Below are 21441 nucleotides of genomic sequence, written 5' to 3'. Positions count from 1 at the left end.
TAGCTAAAAGTGTAAAGGTAATGCTGTCCGGTACGGCAATCGCAATGATAAGCGCTTGCAGCACGCCGTGCGACGCACCCGGCCGATTGTGCGCGCCTATCTCGTCAATTACAAGCGCACCGGCGCCGCGCGCCGTCCCGGCGGCCGCGGCCGAGGCGGCGGAAGCGCCGGCCCAGACCTTCCGCGTCGACAGCCCCGACCTGGCGGCGCCGCCGGCCAGGACCGCGCCGGCCGCCGCCCGCAACGGCGCGCCGGTGCGCATCGGCCTGCTGCTGCCGCTGCGCTCGGACACGCTGGGCCAGGCCGCCGCATCGCTGCGCGCCGGCTTCATGGCCGCCTACGAACGCGACCGCGACGGTTTCGCCGTCAGCGTCATCGACAGCGGCGAGGCCGCGCAGGACGCGCTGGCCAGCTACGCCCAGGCGCAGGAACAGCACGACATCCTGGTCGGCCCGCTGGCGCGCTCGGCCGTCACGGCCGTCGCCGCCAGCGCGCTGGTGCGCAAGCCGACCATCGCGCTGAATTATCCGGAAGGGCGCGGCACGGCCGCCGAGACGGCGCTGCCGCCGGCCATGCTGGCCATGGGCCTGTCGATCGAGGACGAGGCGCGCCAGGCGGCCGCCTGGGCCGCCGCCGAGCAGCCCGGCGCCCGCGCGCTGATCCTGACGGGCAGCGCGCCTTGGCAGCGCCGCATCGCCGCCGCCTTCGCCGCGCAGTGGCAGCGCCTCGGCCGCAGCGCCGACAACGTCGACATGAGCGCGCTCAACGGCTACCTCAGCGACAGCGAGCTGGTGCAGCTGCGCGCGCGCGTCCAGGCGCACCCGCCCGGCCTGCTGTTCGCCGCCCTCGACGCCGACCAGGCGCGCCAGTTGCGCGTCGCCCTAGGCGCCGACCTGCCCCTGTACGGCACCTCCTCGCTGAACCCGGGCGCCGGGCGCGGCGAGGCCGGCCCGGCGATGGACGGCGTGCGCCTGCTCGACCTGCCGTGGCAGGTGCAGCGCGACCATCCGGCCGTGATGGTGTATCCGCAGCCGCTGGGCGGCGACGGGCGCCGGCCGACGGCCGACATGGAGCGCCTGTACGCGCTCGGCATCGACGCCTTCCGGGTCGCCCGCGAAATCGCCCTGCATCCGGCCTCGCGCTTCACGCTCGACGGCGTGACGGGCAAGCTGGCCATCAGCTTCGGCCAGGGCGCGGCCCAGTTCGAGCGCGTCGAGCAGACGGCCACGTATAAGAACGGCGTGCTGGCGCCGCTGCCGGCGACGGCGCCCTGACGCCGCCATGCCGGCCGGCCGCCTCAGCGACAAGCAGCGCCTGGGCCGGGCCGGCGAGGACGCCGCGCTGGCCCACCTGCTGGCGCACGGCCTGACCCTGGTCGAGCGCAATTTCCGCTGCAAGGGCGGCGAAATCGACCTGATCATGCGCGAACGGGGCGGCCTGGTGTTCGTCGAGGTGCGCCAGCGCGGCGGCGCCAGCCACGGCGGCGCCGCCGCCAGCATCACGCCGGCCAAGCGCCGCCGCCTGGTGGTCGCCGCCCAGGTCTATCTGCTGCGCCTGGCAACCCTGCCGCCGTGCCGCTTCGACGTCGTCGCCATCGACGCCGGCGCGCTGTCCTGGCTGGTCAACGCCATCGAAGTGTAAGCATATTTAACAGTGCTTGCCCGCCGCGGCCCGCGCCTGCACTATAATCGGCAGCTATGAACAATCAACGCATCCTGGCGCACTTCCACGAAAGTGCCGAACTCAAAATCCAGTCCGCCACCGTACTGGCGCATCCGATCATGGAGGCGGTCGACCTGATGTTTTCCGCCCTCTCCAACGGCAACAAGATCCTGGCCTGCGGCAACGGCGGTTCCGCCGCCGACTGCCAGCATTTCGCCGCCGAGCTGGTCGGGCGCTTCGAGCGCGAGCGCTTTCCGCTGCCGGCCCTGTCGCTGGCCACCGACACCTCGATCCTGACGGCCGTCGGCAACGACTACAGCTACCGCGAGATCTTCTCGAAACAGGTGCAGGCCTTCGGCCAGGCCGGCGACATCCTGCTGGCCATCTCGACGTCGGGCAATTCGGCCAACGTGATGGCGGCGATCGAGGCGGCGCTGGAGCGGGAAATGCGCGTCGTGGCGCTGACCGGCAAGGGCGGCGGCGCCATCGGCAAGATGCTGACGGACGCCGACGTGCACATCTGCGTGCCGGCCGAGCGCACCGCGCGCATCCAGGAAGTCCATTTAACAACCATACACTGCATCTGCGACGGCATCGACGTCGCGCTGTTCGGAGGAGACGCGAATGACTGATTACGCCGCAGGCCCACGCTGGTCGCGCATGCAACGCCCCCTGGCCACCGCGCTGTTGTGCGGAACCATGCTTGCCACGCTGTCGGGTTGCGTCGAAATGGTCATCGGCGGCGCCGTCATGGGCACCGTCGCGGCGGCGGACCGGCGCACCTTCGGCGCGCAGACCGAGGACAAGTCCATCACCCTGAAGGGCGAGGTGCGGGTGCCGAACATCGTCGGCGAGGCCGGCCACGTCAACGTCGCCAGCTTCAACCGCCGCGTGCTGCTGACCGGCGAGGTGCGCGACGAGGCGATGAAGGCCGCCGTCGAGCGCGAAGTGCGCGCCATCGAGGGCGTGCAGGGCGTCGCCAACGAGCTGGAAATCGCCGGCCCGTCGAGCTTCACCTCGCGCTCCAGCGACGCGCTGGTCACCACCAAGGTCAAGGCCAGCCTGGTCGACATGAAAACCATCTCCGCCAACTCCTTCAAGGTGGTGACGGAGCGCGGCACGGTCTACATGATGGGCCGCGTGACCCAGCGCGAAGGCAGCATCGGCAGCGACGTCGCGCGCGGCGTCGGCGGCGTGCAGAAAGTGGTCAAGCTGTTCGACTACATCAGCGAAGAAGAACTGAAGCGCCTGCAGCCGGACCCGGCGCCGGCCGCGAAAAGCCAGTAAGGCCGCGGGCCGGCCCGGCCGGCTCTAAGGCCGGCTTAAGCCGGCCGGGCTATAATCCGTGCATCCGTCGAATATCGCCCGAGAATCCCATGTCCGCCACCACCACCGCCTCGCCATCCTGGATCAAGCCGGCCATCGCCGTCGTCGCGCTTGCCGCGATGGGCGCCGCCGCCTACTTTTCGCTGAACACGCGCACCAGCGCCCCCGAAGTGACCTTCATCGGCATCAAGGGCGAGAAAATCACGCCGCAAAGCCTGCAGGGCAAGGTCGTGATGGTGAATTTCTGGGCCACCTCGTGTACCACCTGCATCGCCGAGATGCCGAAAATGGTCGAAACGTACAATAAGTACAAGGCGCAGGGCCTGGAATTCGTCGCCGTGGCGATGAAATACGACCCCGCCAACTACGTCGTCAACTACGCCGAAACGCGCCAACTGCCGTTCAAGGTCGCCATCGACGTCTCCGGCGAAGCGGCCAAGGCCTACGGCGACGTGGCGCTGACGCCGACCACCTTCGTCATCGACAAACAGGGCAAAATCATCAAGCGCTACGTCGGCGAGCCGGAGTTCGCCGCGCTGCACAAGCTGCTGGAACAGGCCCTGCAGGGCTGAGCCCAGCCTCAAAACCCCGTCTGCAAGGACAGGTACCAGCCGTGCTGGCGCTGCGGATTGAACACCGTGATGTCGCCCAGCACGGCGTAAGCCGCCGTCACCGACACATGCTTGTTGGGGAAATACGCCAGGAACACGTCGTAGTAAGCCTTTTCGCGGTCCACGCCCAGGTTGTGCGGCTTGCGCCGGTACTCGACGCCGGCCGCCAGCTTGCGGTTGATCAGATAGGCCGCCGACACCTCGGCCATCGCCTGGTAGTTGTCGCCCCGGTCGCCGCCGAAACCGAGTATGCCCATCTGGTTGGCCTTGGTGGCGCGCAGGGTGCCGTTCAATAACAGACTGTATTCAAACAGGATTTTCGTCGCGGCGACGTAATAGTCGACACCGCGGTCGTCCTTCGCCCCCAGTTGCCGGACATTGCCGACGCCCAGCGCGCCCAGGCCGCCGACGCCGCGGTTGCGCTTGTACATGGCGCCGACGGCGATCTGCGGCAGCCAGCGGTCCTGGTCGTAGACGGCGTCGCCGGCCAGCCTGAGCTTGACGCCGACGATGTCCTGCTGGATGCGCAGTTGCGCCAGCGGCGCCAGGCTGCCACGGAACTGCTGGCGCGCCAGCGACAGCTCGACGCGGTCGGCGAGGCCCACCGCCACGCCGTAGGCATCGAGGCCGTAGTCCTGGCTGCGCACAGCCGTGTAATGGGCGTTCGCGCCGTAGCTGTCGCGGCTGCCGTAGCCGGTGATCAGCGCCCACGGCGTGATGCCGCCGCCGCCCGCGCCCTCCAACTGGCTGACGCCGCCCGTGGCGAGCAACTTGCCCAAGTCGGGCGCCGCCGGTTGCGCGGCGGCGTCGGCGCACAGCAGCGCGCCCGCCAGCAACGCGCCGCCCAGGCCCGCCAAACGCTCCGCTTGTCGCATCCTTCCCCCCGCTGCCTGGGCAGATTGTGGTGTTTGTTGCGTATCAACACAGCTTGACCGAAACGGGCGAAACTTTCCAGGGCCAATTGCCCGTTTGTGGGCGAACGTCAACACCGGGCAAGCCGGCGCGGCGAACTTGGTATACCCTCCAGTTTGCTTCTCCCTTTTCACCGACCGCAGCCCAAGCCGCGTTTATGGATACCAGACAAGCCGATCCGCAGCAACTGAAAACCTGGCTGCTCGCCGTCGGGAAACGCGATGCCGCCGCCTTCCGCCAGCTCTACGACGCCACGTCGGCGAAACTGTTCGGCTTCGCGCTGCGTATATTGCATAAGCAAGAGCTCGCGGAAGAAGCCTTGCAAGAGGGTTTCGTCGCCGTCTGGAACCACGCCGCCACCTACCAGAGCCATTTGGCCGCGCCGCTGACGTGGATGGCGACCATCGTGCGCAACAAGGCTTTCGACCTGTTGCGGCGCAGCGCAGACGCGGTGGAAATCGACGCCGAACAATTTGATAGCGAAGTCATGAACGCATTACACGATCCCCAGGCCACGCCGATCGAGGCGCTGCAAATGAGCGGCGACGCGAAGGCGCTGGCCTTTTGCATGGCGGCGCTGGAAGGGCTGCACCGGCAGGTGATCGCGCTGGCCTATTTCCACGACTTGTCGCACAGCGAGGTGGCGCAGCAGATGGCGCTGCCGGTCGGCACCGTCAAGACCTGGATACGCCGCGGCCTGGAGCGCCTGCGCACCTGCCTGGCGGCGCGGGAGCAGCCATGAACATTCGCGGCAACGCTCCCTTGCGGCAAAAACTGGCCGCCGAATATGTGCTGGGCACGCTCAAGGGCGGCGCGCGCCGCCGCTTCGAGGGCTGGTTGCTGCAGGACGCGGATTTGCGCAACACCACCGCCGAGTGGCAGCGGCGCCTGGCGCCGATGGCCGAATTCACCGCGCCGGTGGCGCCACCGCGCCAGGTGTGGCGCGACATCGAGCGGCGCCTGCACCTGCGCGCGGCGCCGGCCTGGCAATTCTGGCGCAGCCAGTCGCTGGCGTTCTGGCGCGGGCTGGGCGCGGCGTCCAGCGCCGCCGCCGCGCTGCTGGCGCTGGCGCTGGTGACGACGACGCTGAATGCGCCGCAGATCAGTTATGTCGCCACGCTCAGCGACGGGCAGGCCCGCGCGGTACTGCTGCTGACGGCCGACCGCCGCCACGGCGCGCTCGACGTGCGCGTGCTGGGCGGCGCGCCCGTGGCCGCCGACAAGACGCTGCAACTGTGGGCCGTGCCGACGCGCGGCAATCCCCGTTCGCTGGGCTTGCTGGCCGACCGCGGCAGCGTGCGGCTGGCGCTGTCCGAGCGGGCGCTGGGCCCCGACGTCGCCTTGCTGGCCGTCAGCCTGGAGCCGAAGGGCGGCTCGCCGGACCCGAACGGGCCGAGCGGGCCGATTCTGTACAAGGGCAACTGGGTGAGGCTGTAGGCGCGCGCCCTAGCGCGTGACGATGGCGCGCTGCATCGGCGCCAGCTTGGCGATCAGCTTGTTTTGCACGGCGGCGGCGATGCCGTTGCGCTCCATGGCAATCTGCAAATCCTCGGCCAGCGCGTTGAACTGGGCATTGCTGATTTTGAGGTCGATGTGCACCGACTCCATATCCTTGCCCTTGTATTTGCCCGTGTATTTGCACGGCCCGCCGCTGAATTCGCACAATTGCTCGGCCAGGCGCTCGGCCAGTTGCAGCATATCGCTGTCCTGGAAACTTTCGCTGATGCGCGCGTCAGCCTGGATCAGCGGTATCAAGGTGTGGACTATCCTGTCGATGCCCGCTTTGGCGCCAAGGCCCCGGTAGGTGGCATCGTCCGTGTACGGCGTTTGCGCCTGCGCCTGCGTCGAGGCCAGCAGCACGGCGATGCCGGCCCATTTTTTGATGTGTTTACGCATAGTCATCTCCCGCCCCGGCGTTTGCTGCCCGCTACAAGGCTAGCACGTTCAGCCGGTGGCGGCGCGATCCCGGGCGCGCCGCCGCGCCGGCTTACTTCGGATACAGGATCATCTGCGTGCAACGGAACAGCGCGATGGTCTTGCCGCTGGCCTGGTCCGACACGACGGCATCCCACACCTGCGTGGTGCGGCCGCCATGCACCAGCGTCGCCGTGCAGACGACGACGCCCTCGCGGGCCGTGCCCAGGTGGTTCGACTTCAACTCGACCGTCGTGAAATTGGCGGCGCCGGCGGGCAGCTTGGCGATGCAGCCATAGCCGCAAGCCGTGTCGGCCAGCGTGACGACGCTGCCGGCGTGCAGATAGCCGTTCGGCGCCAGCAGGTGCGGCGCGACCTCGAAGTGCGCGCTCAGGGTGCGCTCGCCGATGGCGGTGATGACGATGCCCATGTGGGCCGGCAGCGTGCCGACGCTGAGTTCGTTGAAATAGGCGGGGGTAAAGGTCGTTGCGGTCATATCATCTCAAGTAATGGTCGCGTCGGGCGGACGCGGCTTTGGCCAGACGCAGATGATAGCAACTATTCGCCAAACCTTCCGGCGCCGGCGGGGAAGCGGTCAGCGCTTCCTGGCCGCGGGCCGGCGCTTCATCCAGATCAGCACGCCCGTCAGGAAAAACCCCAGCGGCAGCAGCCCGAAGACGCTGATGAAGGCCCGTCCCGGCGCGCCAAAAGCCTGGCCGCTATGCAGCGGATACTGCCAGCCGAGAAAGCGCTCGCCGCCCGGCGCCAGCAAGGGATCGCGCACGCGCAGCAGCTTGCCGCTGACGGCGTCGAGCGTCACGCGGGTGGCGCCGTCGCCTTTCGCCACCTCGTCCGGCTGGCGCACCCGGATTTCATAGGGCAGCCCCGCTTGCGCCGGCAGCGCGATGCGCGACACCCGGCCATTCGGATACAGCGCCTGCGCCGCCGCCATCGCCGCGCCGGGCGTGATATGGGCGCCGGGCGCGGCATTGCTCACCTTATCGCCGGGCGACAGCTCCGCCAGCATGCCGACGACCGGCAACACCATCTGCGGCAGATTCATGTAGATGCCGGAAAACGCCAGCACGGCCAGCACCGGAGCGGCGAAGAAGCCGCTCGTCTTATGCAGGGAATAATGCAGGCGCGGCCACGAGCCGCCGTAGGAAATGCGCAGCGCGCGCCGCAGCGCCTGCCAGTTCGGCCGTGGCCACCACAGCACCAGGCCGCTGAACGCCAGCGCCAGCAAGGCCACGCCGGTGATACCAGTCAATATCTTGCCGACCTCGCCGGACAGCAGGTAGCGGTGCAAATGGAACAAGGTCGGCATCAGCAGCGGGCGCGACAGGCCGTAACTGCCCCATTCGCGCTCGCCCTTGACCTGCAGCGTATCGGCGTCGAGCATCACCTGGCGCAGCCGCGTCTGCGTGGCGGGGCCGGCGCCGGCCGCCGGCGGCACGCGGTAATAGGCGACGTAGACATCGTGGCCATCGGCCGGGGTGTTCAGCTGGGCCGGCCGGCCATAGGCCGTATCGCCGCTGAGCCGCTCGACGACCTCCTGCACCGTGCGCGACGTGACCTGGAAGGGCGCGCCGGCGTAACGCGGCACGGACTGCAGCAATGCGGGATTGAGCGCGGCGTCCAGCTCCGGCAGCCAGGCGATGGCCGTGCCGGTCAGGCCCAGCACGACGAAGACGCCGCCCAGCCACAGGCCGATATACAGATGCAGCTTGGCGACGAACTGCTTACCCGACTTCACATTCATGACACTGCTCTTTGCATGGAAACGACAGCCACGGAAGATACCATGAACGGCAGGCGCGATCGAAAAAAGGCGCCGCCCTCAGCAGGCGAAATCGCTGGCCTCGGCGACGGCGCGCACCGGACCGTCGCAGCCGTCGGCCCGGTCCGGCCTCGGCCCGGACAGGATGCGCCAGGAATGGGCCAGATACAGCGCGAAGCCGCCCATCCACACGAGGCCGGCCAGCGCCAGCAGGGCGGGGGCGCGCGCCGCCGCCACGCGCAGCAGCGCCGCCGCGACGATGGCGCAAGCGGCCGCCACGACCCACAGGCGCCGCTCCAGCGCATAGCCGGCGTGGTTGCGCCCGGCGATGCACATCACGGTGAAGATGGCCAGGCTCATCGCGCCGGCCATCAGCACATGCCGCCCGGCCGACACCAGCGCGCCGTCGAGCAGCAGGCTGGCGCCCATCACGGCATACCCGGCCGCCATCAGCCAGTACACGAGGTATAGCATCAGCGCCCAGCGCTGCAGCAGCGCGCGGCCGATGTGCCAGTCGTTGAGCAGGTTCAGGATGGCGGCGGCGGCGGCCAGCGCCAGCCAGCCCGCCACCGGGCTGCCCGGCAGGAAGAATTCGGCCGCCGTGCACAGCGCGATGCTCCAGGTGGCCAGATTGCGCCGCGGCGGCCGCGCCAGATAGCCGGCGCCGGCGCCCTCGCCATTGACGATGCGCATGGAGATGCGGCTGACGGTGGCGACGATCAGTATCATCGCCACGCCGTTGGCCGCGTACATCCACGGCATCGCCGCCGTGCCGCGCGCGCCGGCGACGAAGAAGCCGGCCTCCAGCAGGCCGAGGGCGGCCAGCGCGTACAGGAAACTCATCTGCGGCCGCCCCGGATCGCGCCAGATCGGCGGCGCCAGCGTGGCCAGCAGCACGGCGCTCAGCCCCAGGTTGCACAGGGCCGCCGGCCACACGCCCAGCCAGGCGGACAGGCCGAAGGCCAGGCGCGCGCCCAGCCACAGCAGGGCAAGGCCCAGCAGCCGCTTCCGGCCGAAGCCGGCCCCGCCCGTGAACTCCGGCACGGCCGTCAGCAGGAAGCCGGCCACCGAGGCCATCGCAAAACCGTAAATCATCTCGTGCGCGTGCCAGGCCGGCAGGCCGCCGGCCAGGTCGGGCGCCGGCAGCAGGCCGGACAACAGCAACAGCCAGACGCCCAGCGCCAGCACGGCATAGCCGGCCGTGTACAGGAAGAAGGGGCGGAAGCCGCACAGCAGCAGCGGATGGTTGGCGAACTTAGGCACAGCGCATCCCTCCGGCCGCCGGCGCCAGCCCGAAACCGGCGCGCACCTCGGGCGCCTGCATCAGTTCGCCGGTGGTGCGGTAGACCCAGGCGTCGTCCCGGGCGGGCTTGGGCCGGTCGAGGCGGAACTCGCGCACGATGCGTCCCGGCGCCGGCGCCATCATCAGGATGCGGTCGGCCAGCCGCACCGCCTCCATCAGGTCGTGGGTAATCATCAGCACGGCGCAGCCGCCGGCCCCGAGCTGCGCCAGCAGCAGGGCGTACAGCTCCGCCTTCAGGCCGACGTCGAGCGCGGCGAACGCCTCGTCGAGCAGCAGCAAGTCCGGCTCCAGCGCCAGCGCGCGGGCCAGCGCGACCCGGCTCTGCATGCCGCCGGACAGCGCGTGCGGATACTTGTCGAGGTCATCGCCGTCCAGGCCCAGTTGCAGCCCCAGCGCGTCGGCGCGGCGCGCCCGCGCGGCCGCGTCGACGCCGCGCGCCTTCAGGCCGAGGGCGATGTTGTCGCGCGCATTCTTCCACGGCAGCAGCCGCGCCTGCTGGAACACGCAGCCGACGCTGGTGTAGCCGTTGGCGATGCGGCCCGCGCCGTGCGGCAGCAGGCCGGCGACCAGGTTCAGCAGCGTGGTCTTGCCGCAGCCGGAAGGCCCGACCAGGGCGACGGACTCGCCCGGGAACAGGTCGAGGTCGACGCCGGCCAGCACTTCGGTGAGGGCGAAATGGTGGCTCAGCCCGCGTACAGTGAGTTTTTTCATGGGTTCGCCTGGCGCCAGCGCTCGACGTGGCGCTTGATGGGTTCCAACAGCAGATATTCGACGCCCAGCAGCAGGCCCAGCACGGCGACTATCCAGGCCAGCGAGGTGGCCGTGTCCAGGTGCGCGCGCGACACGGCCAGCGCCGCGCCGACGCCGTCGGCGCTGGCCAGCAGCTCGGCCATGACGGCGATCTTCCACGACATGCCGAGCGCCGTGATCCAGGCGGGGAACAGGTAGGAGACGACGTGGGGCAGGTAGACGTCGAGCAAGGTCATGCGCAGCGGCAGGCGGTAGGCCCGGGCCACGTCCTTCAACTGGCCGTCGAGCGTGCGCGCGCCCTGCAGCGCGCCGACGAAGACCAGCGGGAAGCAGGCGACGAAAACGGTGAACACGGGCGTGGCGTCGCCGGCGCCGAACCACAGCAGCGCCAGCACCAGCCAGGCGATGGGCGGCATGCCGACCAGCAGCGTGACGAGGGGGCGCGCCACCATCGCCGCCGTCATCGACATGCCGGCGAGCACGCCGAGCACGCTGCCGGCGGCCACCGCCAGCGCCAGGCCGCCCAGCGCCCGGCGCGCCGTCACGGCCAGCTCCGGCCACGCCTCGCCCGTCGCAATCATGCCGGCCAGCGTGGCGAACGCGGCGCGCGGGCCGGGCAAGACCAGCGGCCCGCACACTTGCCCGCCCCATTCCCACAGCGCGAAGAACAGGCACAGGCTGGCGACCGCGCCCCAGCCGCTCCATAAATAGGAGAGGATGGCGGCCGGGGCGTCGCGCCAGCGCTTCATCTTACTTCTGCGCCGGCGGCGCCGCGCCGCCGTAGAATGCGGCGTCCGGCAGCTTGCCGCCCAGCAGGGCCGGCTGCTTGCCCAGCAACACGCGGTAAAACGCCTCCAGCTCGGGGCGCGCGCTCTGGGCCGTGACGGCCGTGCCGGGGGCCGAGCGGACCGCGTCCGCCACCGCCTCGGCCGACAGCACGGACGCGTACTTGGCCACCAGCGCGCCGCAGGCGTCGGCATGCCCGGCGCACCACTTCTCCGACGCCGCATACGCGGCCAGCACGCGCGCCGTCAGCGCGGCGTCATCCTTGGCCTTGCCGAGCGCGGCGATGCCGGCCTGCGGAATGCGCGCCTCGCGCTTGAACAGGCGGCCCCACTCCTGCTGCAAATCGACGCTGCGGTGGATGTCCGGCGCCACGGCGCTCAAGGGGAAGGAGCGGCTCTTGCGCAAGGCCATCGACACGGCCGGCTCCGACAGCAGCACGTGGTCGACGCGCCGCGTCAGCAGCAACTGCATGGCGTCCAGCGGCGAAGCGACATAGCGCAGGCGGAAATCCTTGCGCACGTCGAGGCCCTGGCGCTCGGCCAGCACGCCGAAGACGATGTCCGGCATGTCGGCGCGGAAGGGCATGGCCACCTCCTTGCCCTTGAAGTCGGCCAGCGTCTTCAAGCCGGCGTCGCGCGACACCATCCACAGCGTGCCCCAGCTGGCCACGTTCAGCAAAGCCAGCTTGCTGCCGCGGTTGTACAGATTCGCCGCGACGGTGCTCGGCATCGCGACGATATCGGCCTTGCCGTCCAGCGCCAGCACGCGCAGCTGGTCGGGGTCGCGCCAGGCCACGAACTCGACCCGATCGGCCAGATCGGCCAGCGCGCCGCTATCGACCATATGCATCAACGGAAAAGACACCCCCGCATACGGGCCGGCCAGCACCAGCTTCGGCAGCTTGCCGGCCTGGGCCATGCCGGCCGCGGCCGCCAGGGCCAGCGCCAGCAGCGCGCGCGTCACGGCGCCCATATCAAAAGCCTCCTTGCCAGCTGGCCATCAGGCTGCGCCCGGGCGCCTCGATTTCCCGTCCCGACAAACCCTCGGCCAGATGCTCGTGGTAAGCCTTGCCGGCCAGGTTTTTCAGCGCCACGCGCACGCTCTGGCCGCGCCAGGCGTAGGTGGCGCCGATATCGGCCGTGGCGAAGCCGGCGCTGGCATTCTCCGTGCCGCGCGAATACAGCTTGGCGACCCGGTCCTGCCGCGCCACCAGACGCAAGGCCGCGTCGGCGCTCCAGCCGGCCGCGACGCTGCCCTTCCAGCCCAGCGACAACTCGTCGGCCGGCATCTGGAACAGCGCCTCGTTCAAATCCAGGTTGTCGCCGCGCACGCGCGAAAACGCGGCGCTGGCCCACTGCCCGGCGGCGAACTGCCAGCGCCCCTGCGCCTCGACGCCCGTCAAACGCACGCGGCCGATATTTTCCGTCTGCTTCACGGGCAGGCCGGCCAGCACGGCGCCGTTGACCCGGCCGGAAATGAAGTCGCTGATCTCCGTGCGGTAGGCGGCCAGCGCATAATCGGCAACGGCGCCGGCCCCCTTCACGCCCAGTTCAAACTGCCGCGCATACTCGGGCTTGATCTGCGGATTGCCGGCGTAGTAATAACCGTCGCCGCGCGGCGACGACTCGAAACGCTCGCGCATCTCGCCGGCGCGGAAGGCGCGCGACAGATTCGCATACGGGCGCAGCAGCGGCGCCACCTCATAAATCACGCCCAGGCTGCCGGAACTGGCGCCGTCGCGGCGCGACAGGCCGCTCTTCTGCGCGCCGTTGTTGACGGCGGCGGCCTCGCCCTTGACCGTGTCGTGGCGCACGCCGGCCAACACATTGAGCTTGCCGAAGCGCATATCGTCCTGCAGATACACGCCGAGCGCGTCGATGCGGCCGTCCGTGAAGGGATCGTTGCGCACATGGTTGTTGAAGCGCGGCGGATTATTATTCAGATAGCGCTGCGGCGACGCCTGCATTTGCCAGGCGTTGACGCCGACAGAGAGAAAATGCGCGGGGCCGGCCAGCCAACTGGCGCGGGCGTCCACGCCGTCGGTGACAAAACTGACATCCGTGTCGCTTTGCTCGCGGCCGATGCCGCTGGCGTAGGCTTGCACCACCCGGCGCACCTGCTGCCGGTAGGCGCGCACATCCAGGTCCACCAGCGCGCCGGCGCCGCCCTTGCGGCTGTAGCCGACCTCGGCCAGCGAGCGCGTCTGCGTCGGCGAATGCACCGTCACCGTGCCGAGCGCGGCCGGCGTGCCCGGCTTGGCCGAGCCGGGATACCAGACATTCTTGTCCGTGTGGCGCTGCAAGGAGACGCGCAACTGCTGGGCGGCGTCGATGCGGAAGCGGTACTGGCCGATGAAACTGTCGGCGTCGTAGGCGGTGCGCGGCACCGTGCCGGACGCGCCGCGGTAGTCGCCGATGCGCGCCAGCGAAGCGCCGGCCATGACGGCGTGGTCGCCGCGCGCCGCCTGCACGACGGTGGTGCCGCGCACGCCCGAGCTGGCGCTGTCGACGCTGGCGGCGGCGCGCACATGCACGCCGGGCGCGAACGTCGCCTGCGGCATCAGCACATTGATCGCCCCGCCCAGCGCGCCGGTGCCGTACAGCACCGACGCCGGCCCCTTGACGACTTCGATCCGCTCCGCCAAGCCCAGCGACATGAAGGACGCGACGGCGCCGGCCGGCTGCGCCGAATTGAGGCGCATGCCGTCGACCAGCAGCACCACGCTCTCCTTCTTCAAGCCGCGGATGACGGGGTTCTGGCCCTGCGCGCCGTCGCTGGCGACGGCCAGCCCCGGCAAGCCGCGCAGCGCCTCGCCGGGATTGTTGGCGCCGCTCGCCAGCATCTGCTCGCCGCTGACGGCGTTCGTCGCCAGCGGCGTTTCCAGCTCATCGCCGGCGTAACCCTTGGCGGTGACGGTCAGCGCGGGCAGCGCCACGGCGCCGGCGGGGGCAACATCCTGGGCAAATAGGGGGGCGGAGGACAGCAGGGCGCAACTGGCAAGCAGACCCGTCGTGAACGGGCGCGGTGTGACTGACATGGAAATTCTCGATGAATGATATGGCAGAACCCATACTAGTGCAAATGAGAATCATTTGTAATTGAGCCAGATCAAGCTTTTGGAGAAAGGCGAGGAAGGATTACCGGGAACGCTTGTCAAACCAGTAGAAATACCGCACATTGCAATACTGCAACTATCATAAAAGTCTAGAGGGAAATTGGATACTGCGCGCAACAAGCACAGCTACGAACTGGTCGAAGCGGAAGAGCTTTGGGGCATGGACACGGTTGATAGCGAAGCCTATATCTGCCGGGGCTGCGCCACGCAGGTATTCCCAGCATCGTTCGACAAGGCGCGCAACAAGAAGCGTCCCTATTTCACGCTGGGCCCCTCCAATAAGCATATCGACTGCGACATAGATGGCCAGGAGAAGATCGTCAGCAGGGGCAAAAAGGAGCGGGTCGGCACGCCCGAAGGGTTTCCTCTCCCGTTCCCGAACAGATTGACGCTCACTGACGAACGTCCCGCCCAGGCAAACGGCAATGGGTTGCCTGAAGGACAAGCTGAAGACAAGCCACGTAGCCGTGGCGGGAAAAATGGCGAAGGATTAAGAAGGCACCACGGGCACACCGTAAAGACCATCCGCCCGATGTGCCGCACGTTCATGAATTTCCCAAAAGACCGCGAATTCCTGCCGCTTCAGATTCCAAGCGTTCCCGGCAGCACGTATGCGCGTATTTTTTCGCACTTGAGCAGCCGCAAGAAACCGGAGCCGCTCGAATCCCCGACGCGCCTGTTTTATGCGGCCATTCGTTGGACTGCCGATCCGGTCGTCTCGGATAACTATTACGAACTGACTCTCAACTCAGGGGAATGGGATGAGGAAAAAGGCACGTATAAGATCCTGTGCAGGCTCCGCGTGAACTGGTCGGACTGGAGCCAATCGCGCAGAGGCACGCTGATGACGGAATTTGAAACAACGCGCGAAGAGGCTCGCGAGGATGCCAAGAAAAACAAGCTGGCCAAGGGATGGATTTTCTTCGTCGGCACCCAAGACGCGTCAGACCCGAGCCTTTTCCATGCCGACAATCGCCGACTGGTCTGCTGCCTTTCGGGGGAAATGATTTGGCCGTTCAAGAAATAGCAGTAGCCGCCGGTTTGCCAGCCTTGGCAAGGATGACCTCCTTGCCTTGAGCAACGGCCTCAATTAATGTTAAAAACTGGACAACCAAGCCCAGCCTGGTCCGACACCAGGCAATAGGCAAGCGCCAGCCTCCGGGCGAAAAAAAACCGCCCAGCGAATGGCTGGACGGCTGCGGCCTGGCGCCGGCGGCGATCAGGTGTTGAGCGCCGCTTCCACGCCGGCGTTGTGCGCCTGCTCGTCCGCATGGTAGGAGCTGCGCACCATCGCGCCGACGGCCGCGTGCACGAAGCCCATCTTGTACGCTTCCGCCTCGAACATCTTGAACACGTCCGGATGCACGTAGCGGCGCACCGGCAGGTGATCGCCCGACGGCGCCAGATACTGGCCTATCGTCAGCATGTCGACGTTATGGGCGCGCAAGTCGCGCATCACCTGCAGGATTTCCTCGTCGGTTTCGCCCAGGCCCACCATGATGCCGGACTTGGTCACCGCCTCCGGATACAGCGCCTTGAAGTCGCGCAGCAATTCCAGCGAATGCGTGTAGTCCGAGCCGGGACGCGCTTCCTTGTACAGGCGCGGCACGGTTTCCAGGTTGTGGTTCAGCACGTCCGGCAGGCCGTCCTTGAACAGCGCCAGCGCCTTGGCCAGGCGGCCGCGGAAGTCCGGCACCAGCACTTCGATGCGGGTTTTCGGCGACAGCGCGCGGGTTTGCTGGATGCACTCGACGAAGTGGCCGGCGCCGCCGTCGCGCAGGTCGTCGCGGTCGACCGAGGTGATGACGACGTAGTTCAGGCGCAGCTTGGCGATGGTTTTCGACAGATTGGCCGGCTCGTCGGCGTCGAGCGGGTCAGGACGGCCGTGGCCGACGTCGCAGAACGGGCAGCGGCGCGTGCATTTGTCGCCCATGATCATGAAGGTCGCCGTGCCCTTGCCGAAGCATTCGCCGATGTTCGGGCAACTGGCCTCCTCGCAGACGGTGACGAGCTTGTTCTCGCGCAGGATTTCCTTGATTTCGTAGAAGCGCGTCGACGCCGACGCCGCCTTGACGCGTATCCAGTCCGGCTTCTTCAGGCGCTCGACCTGCTCGATAGGGATGATCTTGATCGGGATGCGCGCCGTCTTGCTGGCGCCTTTTTGCTTTTCGCTCGGGTTGTAAGCGGGGGCGATGCTGGAGGTGGTCTCAGAAGTCATTTGGCTGCATGCCCTGGGGGCTTAGTAGTTACGTTATTCGGTTGCTGCTGCGGGGCGCACGGCGCCGCCCGCTTCGAGTTGTACGTTCAGTTCCTGGGCCAGCGCCTGCTGCACGTCGGCCAGCGCCGCGTCCACGCCCATGCTGCGCATGTCCACCGTCTTCAGTCCGGAGTAGCCGCACGGGTTGATCCAGCTAAATGGCGCCAGGTCCATCGCCACGTTCAGCGATACGCCATGGTAGGTGCAGCCGTTGCCGCGCACTTTCAGGCCCAGCGCGGCGATTTTGGCGCCCTTGCGCGGCCCGTCGGCAATGTAAATGCCGGGCGCGCCCTCGACGCGCTCGCCAGCCAGATTATACGCCGCCAACACATTGATGATGGCTTGCTCGATTTTGTGGACGAATTGGCGCGCATACAGCTTGCCGCCCGGCTTGTTGCGGCGCAGGTCCATCAGCAGGTAGATCACCACCTGGCCGGGGCCATGGAAGGTGACTTCGCCGCCGCGGTCGGTCTGCACGACGGGAACGCCGTGCACGGGGACGCCGGCGCCGCTCAGCAGGTGGCCGCGGTCGGCCGCCAGACCCAGCGTGAACACGGGCGGGTGTTCGACGATCCATAGTTCGTCGCGCGTGCCGACGCCGCGCGCGTCGGTGAAGGCGCGCATCGCGGCAAACGTCGGTTCGTAGTCGGCCAGGCCGAGGTGGCGGATCAGCGCCGTGGTGGCGCGCGGTGTGGACATGGGCAGGTCGCAATTGGTTGGACCCGCCATTATAAGGCAGGGGCGGCGCTCCTTGCCGGCCGCGGCACAGGCCGCAGCCCTTGGCTTACATGACGATCTTCACCATCGGGTGCGCCGACAGCGCCGTGTACAGGGCGTCGAGCTGCTCGCGGCTGGTGGCGCGCACCATCACGGTCAGGCCCGTGTAGTTGCCCTTGGCCGAGGGGCGCTCTTCCAGCTTGCCGGCGTGGAAGGTCGGGTCGAAGCCCAGCACCACCTCGGTGATGGTGGCGGCGAAGTCGATATGGGTCGGGCCCATCACCTTGATCGGGAAGTCGCTCGGGTACTCGATCAAAGATTCGCTGCGTGGGATCGTTTCCATGTTTGTTCCAATCGAATTGCGTAAAAATAAAAAACCAGGGGGTGCCGCGCTTGTCGCGCCGCGCCCGCCTGGTATTGTAGCGCGCCGGGCTTAGACGGCGCTTTTTCCCGACAGGCGCTTCAGGCGCTCCAGCGCCGATTCGCCGGCCGTGTCGGCCTGGCTGACGGATTTGCGGATGGCGTCGATTTCAGCGGCCTGGTCGATCGGGCGCTGGCCGATGTCGGCGACGATGCGCATGCCGGCCGCCTCGTTGCTGACGGTCTGGGCGCGCCGCGTCAGCGCTTCCAGCGCGCTGGAATTGCCCTGCAGGCCGGACAGGCCGGCCAGCTGGCTCTGGCGCTCGGCGCGCAGCGACTGCAGATCCTTCTGCGCCTTGGCCGTGGCCAGCGCCTGCATCGCCTTCTTGGCGGCGGAGTCGAAGTCGGCCAGCTGCTTCGACAGCGCGTCGACGATCTTTTGCAGCTCGTCCATGTATTGCTGGGCGTCCGCCTCTTCCTGGATTTCCTGCGGCAGGCGGGCTTTGTTCGCCTCCAGCTCGTCGCAGAACATATTGATCGTCGCTTCGGAGATCTTGCCGGCGGCCAGGCGCTCGCCCAGCGTTTCCGTGGCCTTTTCGTCGTTGGCGATCAGATTGCGCAGGTTGACGACGTCGGTATGCTCCTTGTCGAAGGAGGCGCGCGCCGAGGCCAGCTTTTGCGCCGTCGCGCGCAGCGTGTCGGCCAGGCGGTCGCGGTCCGCTTCGGTCGCCGTTTCCGGGTCGAAGTTGGCGATCGCCTCGGAGACGCGGTCGCCCAATACGCCAAAGTGTTTTGAAATCAGGCGTGCCGTCAATCCCCAGCCATTCGAATTGCTCATTTTTCTTCCTCTCGTTGAAATTGAAAACACCACACCAGGGCCATCCCTTATTGGATGACGACCCGTTCCTGCTCAAACGGTATGCCAATGACGAAGTCGACATGGATACCGCGTTGTGAAGTATCGCCGTTGACGCTGGCGATGATTTCCGTCGTGATCAGCAGATACTCGTGGCCACCACCCTTGAGTTCGCGCACATACGGCATGAAATACATTTCCTGCTTCAAGCCCTGGCTGCCGCTGGCGTCGTCGAGGCGCACCTCGGTGCCGCTGAACGGCGCGACGAACTCGGCGTCGGTACTGCCGGCGTCGCGCCAGTAGTCGATGCTGTCGCCGTCGCCGAACACCAGGTCGAGGTCGGCTTCGTCCAGGCCGATGTCGCCCAGTTGCTCGCGCCACAGCCGGTACGTCTTGTCGCCCAGGCCGCTGCCGGACACGCCCGTGTAGGCGTCCTGGTCCTCGGCCGTCTCCGGCACCACGCGCGCCAGCTGGGTGCAGTACATCAGCTCGGCGATCTCGCCCTGGCCGTTGCGGAACACTTGCAAGAACTTTTCCTTGGCGTCGACGTCGCCCTTGGCCAGGTAGTAGCGGTACAAGCCGCCGGCCATGTTCAGCTTGATCTGCGAGACGGCCAGCACGCGCGTGTCGGCCGGCGTCGGCAGGCTGATCAGCGAACCGTTGCTGTTGGCGCGGATGAAAGGCGACTGCTGCAGGTTGACGACGCTGCCGATGCGCGCGCCCAGCGGCAGGCCCTCGTCCTCGCGGCGCGGCTGGGTGCCGGCGCCGTGCTTCGAGGCGACGCCGCGCATATATTCAAATGCATCTTTCCAACCCATCTCATTCCCTTTCAAAGGAGTAGTTCGCCGTGCTGCGCGCCGCGCCGCGCTTGTAGCGCTTGACGCCAAAATAGATCAGCCAGGCTATGCCGCCCAGCATCGCCACCCAGAAGAAGGTGGCCGCCAGCGCAACGCCAAACGAGGGCGGGGGCGCGGCCGGCGCCGCGGCGGCCGGGGCTGGGGCGGCCGGGGCAACGCCGCCCGCGTTGGCCGGATTGGTGGCGGCGTGGCTGGAACCGCCGCTCATCGCCCGACCCAGCATGAAGCCGGCCGCCGCATTGCCCAGGCCGCTGCTTTGTTGCACCACGACGGGCGCCGGTTGCTGCTGGTTGTATGGCTGTTGCTGCTGGTTGTAAGGCTGTTGCTGCTGGTTGTAAGACCGTTGCTGCTGATTGTAAGGCTGTTGCTGCTGGTTGTACGTCTGTTGCTGCTGGTTATACGTTTGTTGCTGGCGGTTCGGCGCCATCACCGGGTCCAGCGGCGGCAAGGGCGGCGGCGCGTTGGCGGCGGCGCGGCGCGCATCGAGCGTCTTCAAGGCGTTGGCGTTGGCGCTTTTCTGCTCCAGCTCCCGCGACAGGGCCGAACCCGACTTGGCCGGCGCCGGCGCCTCGCCGCCGCGCGCGGCGCCGAACGTGCCGAAGCCGCTGCGCGAGCGCTCCGGCGCGGCATCGGGCGCATACGAGGGCGTCGGGCGCGGCGCGGCGGCCGGCGCCTTCGAGCCGAACGAGCCGAACGTCGACTTGCTGGCGCCCGAGGCAGGGCGCGCGTCGCCGCTTCTGGCCGGCGCGCTCTTTTGCGACGAGAATCCGCTCTTGAACGACGACGAGCTGCCGCTGGACTTGCCCGACGATTTGCCGGAGCTGCTAGACGAGTAGGCCAGCGCGTTGCCGCCCAGCGGCAGCAGCAGCGCCAACACCAGCGCAATGTTATATGACTTCATCGTTGTCTCATATGCTATAAACTCGGTTAAAAACAAGCATAGCAGCCTAAATGGCGCCATGCATCGGTAATAAAAGGCCAACTTCACCATGACACGAAAATATTTGGACATGAACCAGCATGACGCCCTCTATACAGTGGCGCGCGGCTACCCCGGCGGGGTCGACGCATTGGCGCAATGCATGGGCATTTCCGTCAACGTACTGCGGAATAAACTGGCACCGACGATCGCCTCGCATTATCCCTCGTTTGAAGAAGTCTCGACAATTATCGAACTGTGCCAGCGCGCCGGCGTCAATGACGCGCTGCTGCCCCTGCACGCGCTGCTGGTGCGGCACGGCATGGCGGCCTTCGTCGTGCCGCAGCCGGAGCAGGTCGACGGCGACGACCTGTCGCAAACCGTCTGCCTCGTCATGAGCCAGGTCGGCGCCGTCGCCGCGGCCGTCTCCACCGCGCTGATGGACGGCAAAGTGACGCTGGCCGAGGCCGACCTCATCGAGCGGGAATTCCACGGCGCGCTGGCCGCGCTGGGCGCGTGGCGGGCGCGCATCCGCCTGCGCGCCGGGCCGGAGCAATAGCCGGGGCGCTCAGGCGTGGGCGCCGCCGCGCTTGACGAAGAACAGCGCCGCGCCGACCGCCATCAACATGCCGCCGAAGAAGCGGTTTTGCTTCTTGACGGCGCCGGCGTCGCGGAAGAAGCGCTGCATCGACGCGGCCAGGTAGGCGTAGCTGTGCATCACCACCAGGTCGATCGTGCACATCGTCGCGCCCAGTATCAGCAGTTGCGGCAGCAGGGGCGCGCCGCGCTCGATGAACTGCGGCAGCACGGCGACCATGAAGATGATGCCTTTCGGGTTGGTCGCATTCGTCAAGAAGCCCGCCAGCATGCGCTTGCGCGGCGACGGCAGGGCGCTCTGCGCGGCCGCGCCGGCGCCGGCGCCGGCCACCTCGACCCGGGCGCGCCACTGGCTCAGGCCCAGGTAGATCAGGTATAGGGCGCCGACCGTCTTGACGACGTTGAAGGCCAGCTCCGAGGCCAGCAGCAGCGAACCGACGCCGGCGCCGGCGATGAGGAAGATCAACAGCAGGCCCGCCTGCAGGCCGGCGATCGTCGCGCTGGTTTTTTTCACGCCATACGACAGGCCGTGCGACATCGACAGCACGGCGCCCGAGCCGGGCGACACGGCGATCAGGCAGGCGGCGGCGACGAAAGTGATCCAGGTGGCAAAGCTCATGCGCGTTCCATCGTAAAAGTGGGTCGGGAGCAACGATTCTACACGCGGCGCGGCGCCGCCGCAGGCCCCCGTTGCGGCGCCGTCTGAGGTAAGATTCCAG

General features: G+C 67.8%; 25 protein-coding genes. 9 read left to right on the top strand and 16 right to left on the bottom strand.

Features of this window, described 5'->3' with window-relative positions; all coding sequences use genetic code 11:
• The first annotated feature begins 44 nt into the window (after window positions 1-44).
• The 5 genes from OIK44_RS10025 (at window position 45) to OIK44_RS10005 (ending at window position 3560) form a co-directional block, all read left to right on the top strand.
• The gene (locus tag OIK44_RS10025) at window positions 45-1274 is read left to right on the top strand and encodes a penicillin-binding protein activator (RefSeq protein WP_273670603.1); all 1230 of its coding nucleotides are present in this window, start codon (window positions 45-47) and stop codon (window positions 1272-1274) included.
• A 7-nt stretch (window positions 1275-1281) separates the two neighbouring features.
• Complete coding sequence (locus OIK44_RS10020) at window positions 1282-1641, top strand: YraN family protein (protein WP_273670602.1); 360 nt, start codon at window positions 1282-1284, stop codon at window positions 1639-1641.
• Between the two features lie 56 nt (window positions 1642-1697).
• Window positions 1698-2294 carry a phosphoheptose isomerase gene (locus OIK44_RS10015; protein ID WP_273670601.1) on the top strand — a complete coding sequence of 199 codons (597 nt, stop codon included), beginning with the start codon at window positions 1698-1700 and terminating at the stop codon, window positions 2292-2294.
• A gap of 28 nt (window positions 2295-2322) precedes the next feature.
• Window positions 2323-2949 carry a BON domain-containing protein gene (locus OIK44_RS10010; protein ID WP_420213841.1) on the top strand — a complete coding sequence of 209 codons (627 nt, stop codon included), beginning with the start codon at window positions 2323-2325 and terminating at the stop codon, window positions 2947-2949.
• Between the two features lie 89 nt (window positions 2950-3038).
• Complete coding sequence (locus OIK44_RS10005) at window positions 3039-3560, top strand: TlpA family protein disulfide reductase (RefSeq protein WP_273670599.1); 522 nt, start codon at window positions 3039-3041, stop codon at window positions 3558-3560.
• An 8-nt stretch (window positions 3561-3568) separates the two neighbouring features.
• Here OIK44_RS10005 and OIK44_RS10000 read toward each other — a convergent pair whose 3' ends face one another.
• Window positions 3569-4474: a DUF3034 family protein gene (locus tag OIK44_RS10000; RefSeq protein ID WP_273670598.1), complete on the bottom strand. Its 906-nt coding sequence runs from the start codon at window positions 4472-4474 to the stop codon at window positions 3569-3571.
• 194 nt (window positions 4475-4668) lie between these two features.
• On the opposite strand from OIK44_RS10000, the gene OIK44_RS09995 reads away from it, so the two are divergent.
• Together OIK44_RS09995 and OIK44_RS09990 are read left to right on the top strand one after the other, a co-directional pair.
• Window positions 4669-5253 carry a sigma-70 family RNA polymerase sigma factor gene (locus OIK44_RS09995; protein ID WP_273670597.1) on the top strand — a complete coding sequence of 195 codons (585 nt, stop codon included), beginning with the start codon at window positions 4669-4671 and terminating at the stop codon, window positions 5251-5253.
• Entirely contained in the window at window positions 5250-5948 is a 699-nt protein-coding gene (locus tag OIK44_RS09990; protein ID WP_273670596.1) for an anti-sigma factor, read from the top strand. Before OIK44_RS09995 ends, OIK44_RS09990 begins: the two co-directional genes overlap by 4 nt.
• Before the next feature lie 9 nt (window positions 5949-5957).
• Here OIK44_RS09990 and OIK44_RS09985 read toward each other — a convergent pair whose 3' ends face one another.
• The 8 genes from OIK44_RS09985 to OIK44_RS09950 all read right to left on the bottom strand — a co-directional run bounded on the left by OIK44_RS09985 (window position 5958) and on the right by OIK44_RS09950 (window position 14081).
• Window positions 5958-6407, bottom strand: a complete 450-nt coding sequence (locus tag OIK44_RS09985) for a group I truncated hemoglobin (protein ID WP_273670595.1) — start codon at window positions 6405-6407, stop codon at window positions 5958-5960.
• Window positions 6408-6498: 91 nt separating this feature from the next.
• Window positions 6499-6921: a PaaI family thioesterase gene (locus OIK44_RS09980; RefSeq protein WP_273670594.1), complete on the bottom strand. Its 423-nt coding sequence runs from the start codon at window positions 6919-6921 to the stop codon at window positions 6499-6501.
• A 99-nt stretch (window positions 6922-7020) separates the two neighbouring features.
• Window positions 7021-8187, bottom strand: a complete 1167-nt coding sequence (locus OIK44_RS09975; protein WP_273670593.1) for a PepSY-associated TM helix domain-containing protein — start codon at window positions 8185-8187, stop codon at window positions 7021-7023.
• A 78-nt stretch (window positions 8188-8265) separates the two neighbouring features.
• Window positions 8266-9468, bottom strand: coding sequence for an NnrS family protein (locus tag OIK44_RS09970; RefSeq protein ID WP_273670592.1), 1203 nt, complete (start codon window positions 9466-9468; stop codon window positions 8266-8268).
• The gene (locus OIK44_RS09965; RefSeq protein ID WP_273670591.1) at window positions 9461-10219 is read right to left on the bottom strand and encodes an ABC transporter ATP-binding protein; all 759 of its coding nucleotides are present in this window, start codon (window positions 10217-10219) and stop codon (window positions 9461-9463) included. Before OIK44_RS09965 ends, OIK44_RS09970 begins: the two co-directional genes overlap by 8 nt.
• Window positions 10216-11007, bottom strand: coding sequence for an ABC transporter permease (locus OIK44_RS09960; protein WP_273670590.1), 792 nt, complete (start codon window positions 11005-11007; stop codon window positions 10216-10218). Before OIK44_RS09960 ends, OIK44_RS09965 begins: the two co-directional genes overlap by 4 nt.
• A 1-nt stretch (window position 11008) precedes the next feature.
• Complete coding sequence (locus tag OIK44_RS09955) at window positions 11009-12016, bottom strand: ABC transporter substrate-binding protein (protein ID WP_273670589.1); 1008 nt, start codon at window positions 12014-12016, stop codon at window positions 11009-11011.
• Window position 12017: 1 nt separating this feature from the next.
• Window positions 12018-14081: a TonB-dependent receptor gene (locus OIK44_RS09950; protein WP_273670588.1), complete on the bottom strand. Its 2064-nt coding sequence runs from the start codon at window positions 14079-14081 to the stop codon at window positions 12018-12020.
• A gap of 178 nt (window positions 14082-14259) precedes the next feature.
• Here OIK44_RS09950 and OIK44_RS09945 point away from each other — a divergent pair, with 178 nt between their 5' ends.
• Window positions 14260-15186 (top strand): hypothetical protein, encoded by a 927-nt coding sequence (locus OIK44_RS09945; protein ID WP_273670587.1) that lies wholly within the window; start codon window positions 14260-14262, stop codon window positions 15184-15186.
• A 192-nt stretch (window positions 15187-15378) separates the two neighbouring features.
• Here the strand turns inward: OIK44_RS09945 and lipA are convergent, their stop codons facing one another.
• The 6 genes from lipA to OIK44_RS09915 all read right to left on the bottom strand — a co-directional run bounded on the left by lipA (window position 15379) and on the right by OIK44_RS09915 (window position 20107).
• Window positions 15379-16377, bottom strand: a complete 999-nt coding sequence (gene lipA / locus OIK44_RS09940) for a lipoyl synthase (protein WP_273670586.1) — start codon at window positions 16375-16377, stop codon at window positions 15379-15381.
• Between the two features lie 33 nt (window positions 16378-16410).
• Window positions 16411-17115, bottom strand: a complete 705-nt coding sequence (gene lipB / locus OIK44_RS09935; protein ID WP_273670585.1) for a lipoyl(octanoyl) transferase LipB — start codon at window positions 17113-17115, stop codon at window positions 16411-16413.
• 85 nt (window positions 17116-17200) lie between these two features.
• Entirely contained in the window at window positions 17201-17476 is a 276-nt protein-coding gene (locus tag OIK44_RS09930; RefSeq protein ID WP_273670584.1) for a DUF493 family protein, read from the bottom strand.
• 90 nt (window positions 17477-17566) lie between these two features.
• A complete protein-coding gene (locus tag OIK44_RS09925; protein ID WP_273670583.1) occupies window positions 17567-18331 on the bottom strand; it encodes a hypothetical protein in 765 nt (254 codons plus the stop codon).
• Window positions 18332-18378: 47 nt separating this feature from the next.
• Window positions 18379-19167, bottom strand: a complete 789-nt coding sequence (locus tag OIK44_RS09920; RefSeq protein WP_273670582.1) for a DUF2491 family protein — start codon at window positions 19165-19167, stop codon at window positions 18379-18381.
• Window position 19168: 1 nt separating this feature from the next.
• A complete protein-coding gene (locus tag OIK44_RS09915; protein WP_273670581.1) occupies window positions 19169-20107 on the bottom strand; it encodes a hypothetical protein in 939 nt (312 codons plus the stop codon).
• A 109-nt stretch (window positions 20108-20216) separates the two neighbouring features.
• Here OIK44_RS09915 and OIK44_RS09910 point away from each other — a divergent pair, with 109 nt between their 5' ends.
• Complete coding sequence (locus tag OIK44_RS09910; RefSeq protein WP_273670580.1) at window positions 20217-20684, top strand: phage regulatory CII family protein; 468 nt, start codon at window positions 20217-20219, stop codon at window positions 20682-20684.
• A gap of 9 nt (window positions 20685-20693) precedes the next feature.
• Here the strand turns inward: OIK44_RS09910 and OIK44_RS09905 are convergent, their stop codons facing one another.
• A complete protein-coding gene (locus OIK44_RS09905) occupies window positions 20694-21341 on the bottom strand; it encodes a LysE family transporter (protein WP_273670579.1) in 648 nt (215 codons plus the stop codon).
• Window positions 21342-21441 lie beyond the last annotated feature (100 nt).

The organism is Janthinobacterium fluminis (assembly GCF_028595325.1).
Classification (GTDB): Bacteria; Pseudomonadota; Gammaproteobacteria; order Burkholderiales; family Burkholderiaceae_D; genus Janthinobacterium; species Janthinobacterium fluminis.
This window is presented reverse-complemented; position numbering and strand designations above follow the sequence as displayed.

Coding starts and splice junctions, on each gene's coding strand:
- OIK44_RS09965 (WP_273670591.1), bottom strand. CDS start 10,219: ATGAAAAAACTCACTGTACGCGGGCTGAGCCACCATTTCGCCCTCACC.
- lipB (WP_273670585.1), bottom strand. CDS start 17,115: ATGTCCACACCGCGCGCCACCACGGCGCTGATCCGCCACCTCGGCCTG.
- OIK44_RS10020 (WP_273670602.1), top strand. CDS start 1,282: ATGCCGGCCGGCCGCCTCAGCGACAAGCAGCGCCTGGGCCGGGCCGGC.
- OIK44_RS09960 (WP_273670590.1), bottom strand. CDS start 11,007: ATGAAGCGCTGGCGCGACGCCCCGGCCGCCATCCTCTCCTATTTATGG.
- OIK44_RS10015 (WP_273670601.1), top strand. CDS start 1,698: ATGAACAATCAACGCATCCTGGCGCACTTCCACGAAAGTGCCGAACTC.
- OIK44_RS09905 (WP_273670579.1), bottom strand. CDS start 21,341: ATGAGCTTTGCCACCTGGATCACTTTCGTCGCCGCCGCCTGCCTGATC.
- OIK44_RS09920 (WP_273670582.1), bottom strand. CDS start 19,167: ATGGGTTGGAAAGATGCATTTGAATATATGCGCGGCGTCGCCTCGAAG.
- OIK44_RS09915 (WP_273670581.1), bottom strand. CDS start 20,107: ATGAAGTCATATAACATTGCGCTGGTGTTGGCGCTGCTGCTGCCGCTG.
- OIK44_RS09955 (WP_273670589.1), bottom strand. CDS start 12,016: ATGGGCGCCGTGACGCGCGCGCTGCTGGCGCTGGCCCTGGCGGCCGCG.
- OIK44_RS10010 (WP_420213841.1), top strand. CDS start 2,323: ATGCAACGCCCCCTGGCCACCGCGCTGTTGTGCGGAACCATGCTTGCC.
- OIK44_RS09980 (WP_273670594.1), bottom strand. CDS start 6,921: ATGACCGCAACGACCTTTACCCCCGCCTATTTCAACGAACTCAGCGTC.
- OIK44_RS09990 (WP_273670596.1), top strand. CDS start 5,250: ATGAACATTCGCGGCAACGCTCCCTTGCGGCAAAAACTGGCCGCCGAA.
- OIK44_RS09950 (WP_273670588.1), bottom strand. CDS start 14,081: ATGTCAGTCACACCGCGCCCGTTCACGACGGGTCTGCTTGCCAGTTGC.
- OIK44_RS10000 (WP_273670598.1), bottom strand. CDS start 4,474: ATGCGACAAGCGGAGCGTTTGGCGGGCCTGGGCGGCGCGTTGCTGGCG.
- OIK44_RS09925 (WP_273670583.1), bottom strand. CDS start 18,331: ATGAGCAATTCGAATGGCTGGGGATTGACGGCACGCCTGATTTCAAAA.
- OIK44_RS09930 (WP_273670584.1), bottom strand. CDS start 17,476: ATGGAAACGATCCCACGCAGCGAATCTTTGATCGAGTACCCGAGCGAC.
- OIK44_RS10005 (WP_273670599.1), top strand. CDS start 3,039: ATGTCCGCCACCACCACCGCCTCGCCATCCTGGATCAAGCCGGCCATC.
- OIK44_RS10025 (WP_273670603.1), top strand. CDS start 45: ATGATAAGCGCTTGCAGCACGCCGTGCGACGCACCCGGCCGATTGTGC.
- OIK44_RS09975 (WP_273670593.1), bottom strand. CDS start 8,187: ATGAATGTGAAGTCGGGTAAGCAGTTCGTCGCCAAGCTGCATCTGTAT.
- OIK44_RS09995 (WP_273670597.1), top strand. CDS start 4,669: ATGGATACCAGACAAGCCGATCCGCAGCAACTGAAAACCTGGCTGCTC.
- OIK44_RS09985 (WP_273670595.1), bottom strand. CDS start 6,407: ATGCGTAAACACATCAAAAAATGGGCCGGCATCGCCGTGCTGCTGGCC.
- lipA (WP_273670586.1), bottom strand. CDS start 16,377: ATGACTTCTGAGACCACCTCCAGCATCGCCCCCGCTTACAACCCGAGC.
- OIK44_RS09910 (WP_273670580.1), top strand. CDS start 20,217: ATGAACCAGCATGACGCCCTCTATACAGTGGCGCGCGGCTACCCCGGC.